We start from the raw sequence: 5,038 nt of genomic DNA on the forward strand, positions 1-5,038 counted from the left end.
GCCCCCCCCCCAACTACTGGTGGGGGGGGGGGTGGGTGCGGGGGGGGGATTTCTATCGGGTTGGTGGGGTTGGGGGGGGGGGGGGGGTGTGTTGTTGGCCCCCCCGGGGGGGGCGGGCGCGGGGCCGCGCGCCGCCGCGCCTGCGGCCGCCGACGAAGCCCCGCTGGATCCCGCGCTGGCTGCCCCGGGTGAATACGAGTGCGTGCTGGACATGGCCCGCCTGCAGGCGTGGATAGTCCAGCTGCAGTCCGCGCCGCTGGTGTCGTTCGACACCGAAACCGATTCGCTCGACCCGATGCGCGCCAACCTGGTGGGCCTGAGTTTCGCAGTGGAGCCGGGCAAGGCCTGCTACATCCCGGTGGCGCACGATTACCCGGGCGCGCCGGCGCAGCTGGACCGAGTCGCGGTGCTCGAGGCCCTGCGGCCGATGTTCGAAGATGCCGGCAAGCCCAAGCTGGGCCAGCACGGCAAATACGACCTGCACATCCTGCGCCGGCACGGCGTGGTGGTGCAGGGCTACGCCCAGGACACGATGCTCGAAAGCTTCGTGTTCAACGCCGGCGGCCAGCGCCACGACATGGACACGCTGGCGCAGAAGTACCTGGGCTACACCACCATCAAGTACGAACAGGTGGCGGGCAAGGGCGCCAAGCAGATTCTGTTCTCCCAGGTCGCGCTGGACGACGCCACCCGGTACGCCGCCGAAGACGCCGACGTCACCCTGCGCCTCCACCAGGTGCTGTCCGCCAAGCTGGCGGCCGTGGCTTCGCTGGAGAAGGTGTATCGCGAGATCGAGATGCCGCTGGTGGCGGTGCTCGAGAAGATGGAGGCCACCGGCGTGCTGGTGGACTCGGCCGAACTGCGCCGCCAAAGCGCCGACCTGTCCACCCGCATGCTGGCCGCGCAGCAGCGCGCGCACGAGATTGCCGGCCGCGCCTTCAACCTGGATTCGCCCAAGCAGCTCGGAGCGCTGCTGTTCGAAGAGCTGAAGCTGCCGGCCATGGTGAAGACGCCCGGCGGCGCACCGTCCACCAACGAAGAGGCGCTTGAAGCGATCGCCGACCAGCACGAGCTGCCGCGCCTGATCCTGGACTACCGCGGCCTGGCCAAGCTGCGCAACACCTACACCGACAAGCTGCCCGAGATGGTGAACCCTGAAACCGGCCGCGTGCACACCAGCTACCACCAGGCCGGCGCCGCCACGGGGCGCCTGAGTTCGAACGACCCCAACCTGCAGAACATCCCGATCCGCAGCGAGGACGGCCGCCGCATCCGCACCGCCTTCATCGCGCCGCCGGGGCGCCGCATCGTGGCCTGCGACTATTCGCAGATCGAGCTGCGCATCATGGCCCACCTCTCGGGCGATCCCGGCCTGGTGGGCGCCTTCGAAGGTGGCCTGGACGTGCACCGCGCCACCGCCGCCGAAGTGTCCGGCGTGCCGCTGGACCAGGGGTCGGGCGACCAGCGCCGCGCCGCCAAGGCCATCAACTTCGGCCTGATGTACGGCATGAGCGCCTTCGGCCTGGCCAAGCAGCTGGGCATCGGCCGCGGCGAGGCGCAGGACTACATCGCGCTGTACTTCAACCGCTATCCGGGCGTGCGCGAATACATGGACAGCGCCCGCCAGCAGGCCCGCGACCATGGCTACGTCGAAACCGTGTTCGGCCGCCGCCTGCAGCTCAACGAAATCCACTCGCGCAACCAGGCCCAGCGCGCCGGCGCCGAGCGCGCCGCGATCAACGCGCCGATGCAGGGCACCGCCGCCGACATCATCAAGCGCGCCATGGTGACCGTGCACCGCTGGTTGGCCGGGCACGCCGACCGGGCCGCCCTGCTGATGCAGGTGCACGATGAACTGGTGTTCGAGGCCGACGCGGACTTCGTGGACGAACTGGTGGCCCAGGTGAGGGCCCGCATGGAGTCGGCGGCCGAGCTGAAGGTGGCGCTGGTGGTGGACGTGGGCACGGGCCTGAACTGGGACCAGGCGCACTGATTTCATGTGACCTGAATCACGTTGCTTATCAGGCGGTTGCCAGCGAATGAACGCGTCCTGAATCCAACAATTAATTAACCACCGCGTTCACGAACTTCTCATTGTCCGGGGTGTCTACTAGCCGTGTCGGATGCAAGGTCCGACGCAGGATCACTCCCTCCCCTGAGTGGATCCAACCCGGAGCCGGGCTCTCCCCAGCCTTAGGCTCCACCTGACCCCGCGGGCTTCCCCTGGCCCGCGGGGTTTTTATTTTTACAGCCTGTCGCGGGTTACGAGGTAGTCTGCCTGGCGCGCCTCTGGGCTGCCGGTCTCGGGGGTCCAGGCGTATTCGAAGCGCACGCGCGGGGGCAGGCTCATCAGGATGGATTCGGTGCGGCCGCCGCTCTGCAGGCCGAACAGGGTGCCGCGGTCCCACACCAGGTTGAATTCGACGTAGCGGCCGCGGCGGTAGAGCTGGAACTCGCGCTCGCGCTCGCCGTAGGGCGTGTCCTTGCGGCGCTGCACGATGGGCAGGTAGGCGTCCAGGAAGGCGTCGCCCACGGCGCGCGTGTAGGCGAAGCTGCGCTCGAAACCGTCGGCGTGCAGGTCGTCGTAGAACAGCCCGCCCACGCCGCGGGCTTCGTCACGGTGCTTGAGGAAGAAATACTTGTCGCACCAGGCCTTGTGCTCGGCGTAGCGCGTGTCTCCGAAGGGCGCGCAGGCTTCGCGCGCTGTTAGGTGCCAATGCCGCACGTCTTCGTCCACGGGATAGACGGGGGGCAGGTCGAAACCGCCGCCGAACCACCAGATCGGGTCGCGGCCCTCGGGTCGCGCCTCGAAGTAGCGCACGTTGGCGTGCGAGGTGGGCACGTGCGGGTTGCGCGGGTGGATCACCAGCGACACGCCCACCGCCCGCCACGGCGCGCCAGCCAGCTCGGGCCGGTGCGCGGTGGCCGAAGGGGGCAGGGTGGCGCCCGAGACGTCCGAGAAGCCCACGCCGGCCTGTTCGAACACCGCGCCGTCCTTGAGCACGCGCGAACGACCACCGCCGCCTTCGGGGCGCTGCCACTCGTCCTGCGCGAAACGGCCACCGTCCACTGCCTCGAAGCCGGCGCAAAGGCGGTCCTGCAGGGACTGGAGATAGGCGTGGACGGCGGCGAAGTCGGTCATGTCGGGGCGCGTTGGGGGCAGGCCCGCATGATAGCCGCCCGGGCCGCCGGCTATAATCGCCCCAGCAATGGATCCCCAGCCCCTTTCCCCCGCCCGCCTGCGCGTCGTGCCCGAAACACGCGACCAGGCCCTGATCGCCTTCCAGTTCCGGCCCGACGAGGCCTCGCCGCTGTCGGTGGGCTGTGCCCGGCTCGCGGGCCCGGACGGCGAAAGCTGGCTGGCCGGCGCCGTTGGTGAATCGGCCGAGACCCGGGGCGCTGCCCTGGCGCACGGCGAGCACTACGCCATGGTCGCCCTGGTGGTGGACGAAGTGCACGGCGACATTGAAACCGCCGCCGCCCAGGCCTACGAGCGCCTGCTGGTGGCCGTGCGGCCTTCGGAACATCCCTACCTGCTGCGCATCTGGAACTACTTCCCGGCCATCAACCGGGGAGAAGGCGACCAGGAGCGCTACCGCCGCTTCTGCGTCGGCCGCGCCCGCGCCGTGGACGGCATGTTCAACGACCCACCGCCGGCCGCCACCGCCATCGGCGCCGACGGCGAGCCGGGCCGGCTGCAGGTGGTGGCGCTGTGCTCGCGCACGCCCGCCGTGGCCATCGAGAACCCCCGTCAGACCCCCGCCTGGCAGTACCCGCGCGAACACGGCCCGGTGTCGCCCGGCTTCTCGCGCGGCGCACTGCTCGACACGGATACGGACACGCCGCGGCTGCTGGCGTCGGGCACGGCCAGCATCGTCGGCCACGTGTCGCAGCACCTGGGCGACTGCGCCGCGCAGCTCCGGGAATCGCTGGCCAACCTGGACGAGCTGATCGCCCAGGCCGCGGAGAAAACCGGCAAGCCCTTCCAGCGCGCAGGCTGCGAGGCGATGCGCGTTTACCTGCGCAGCGAGGCCGACCTGGCGGCCGCCCAGGCGGTGATGTCGGGCAGCGGCATTCCGCCCGCCTGCATCACCTACCTGCGCGGCGACATCTGCCGCCGCGAACTCGACGTCGAACTCGAGGGCGTGTTCGCGGCGGGTTGAGTCGCCTTACTGCAGCGTGCGCTCGAACAGCTGCAGGATGCGCCGGTACTGGTCGTACCAGCTTTCCGGATGCTGGTAGGCATGGCGCTCCAGCGGGTAGCTGGCCAGCTCCCAGTGGTCCTTCTTCAGTTCGATCAGGCGCTGCGCCAGCCGCACCGAGTCCTGGTAGAACACGTTGTCGTCGATCATGCCGTGGCTGATCAGCAGGTGGCCGCGCAGGTTCTGGGCGTACTCGATCGGCGACGACTTGGCATAGGCCTCGGGGTCGAGCTCGGGCGTGTTGAGGATGTTGGACGTGTATTCGTGGTTGTAGCTGGTCCAGTCGGTGACCGGCCGCAGCGCGGCGCCGGCAACGAACGCCTCGGGCGCCCGGAACATCGCCATGAAGCTCATGAAGCCGCCATAGCTGCCGCCGTAGATGCCGACCCTGGCACGGTCGCCCTGGTGGTTGGCCACCAGGTAGTCGATGCCGTCCAGGTAGTCCTCGAGCTCGGGGTGGCCCATCTGACGGTAGATGGCGGTGCGCCAGTCGCGGCCGTAACCTTCCGACGCGCGGTAGTCCATGTCCAGCACGAAGAAGCCGCGCTCGACCAGCAGCTGGTGGAACATCTGTTCGCGGAAATAAGCCGGGTAGCGTTCGCTGACGTTCTGCAGGTAGCCGGCGCCATGCACGAACATCACCACCGGATACTGCTTGCCGGCCTCGAGCGTGGCGGGGCGGTAAAGCTTCGCCCACACCTCGCCAGCGCCGTGCTTCGACGGCACGCGCACCGTCTGTGGCGCCAGCCACGTGCGCGACTTGAAGTCGGCGCTGCGGGTGTCGGTGAGCTTCACCGCCGCGGGGGGCGCGCCCCGCCGCCCCCCCCCCCCCCCCC

4 protein-coding genes are annotated in these 5,038 nt (G+C 69.5%); 2 read left to right on the forward strand and 2 right to left on the reverse strand.

The window, feature by feature from the left end:
* Positions 1-1,993 (forward strand): DNA polymerase I (gene polA, locus K0M70_RS08410; RefSeq protein WP_290781353.1); only part of this gene is annotated, 1,993 nt, incomplete at its 5' end.
* A gap of 252 nt (positions 1,994-2,245) precedes the next feature.
* On the opposite strand, the gene hemF is transcribed toward polA, so the two are convergent.
* Positions 2,246-3,142, reverse strand: a complete 897-nt coding sequence (gene hemF, locus K0M70_RS08415) for an oxygen-dependent coproporphyrinogen oxidase (RefSeq protein ID WP_290781354.1) — start codon at positions 3,140-3,142, stop codon at positions 2,246-2,248.
* 67 nt (positions 3,143-3,209) lie between these two features.
* On the opposite strand from hemF, the gene K0M70_RS08420 reads away from it, so the two are divergent.
* Positions 3,210-4,163, forward strand: a complete 954-nt coding sequence (locus K0M70_RS08420) for a pteridine-dependent deoxygenase (RefSeq protein ID WP_290781355.1) — start codon at positions 3,210-3,212, stop codon at positions 4,161-4,163.
* Between the two features lie 6 nt (positions 4,164-4,169).
* On the opposite strand, the gene K0M70_RS08425 is transcribed toward K0M70_RS08420, so the two are convergent.
* Positions 4,170-5,038, reverse strand: an 869-nt coding sequence (locus tag K0M70_RS08425; protein ID WP_290781356.1) for a prolyl oligopeptidase family serine peptidase, incomplete at its 5' end; no start/stop codon positions are given.

It is taken from the genome of Arenimonas sp. (genome assembly GCF_019459675.1).
Classification (GTDB): Bacteria; Pseudomonadota; Gammaproteobacteria; order Xanthomonadales; family Xanthomonadaceae; genus Arenimonas.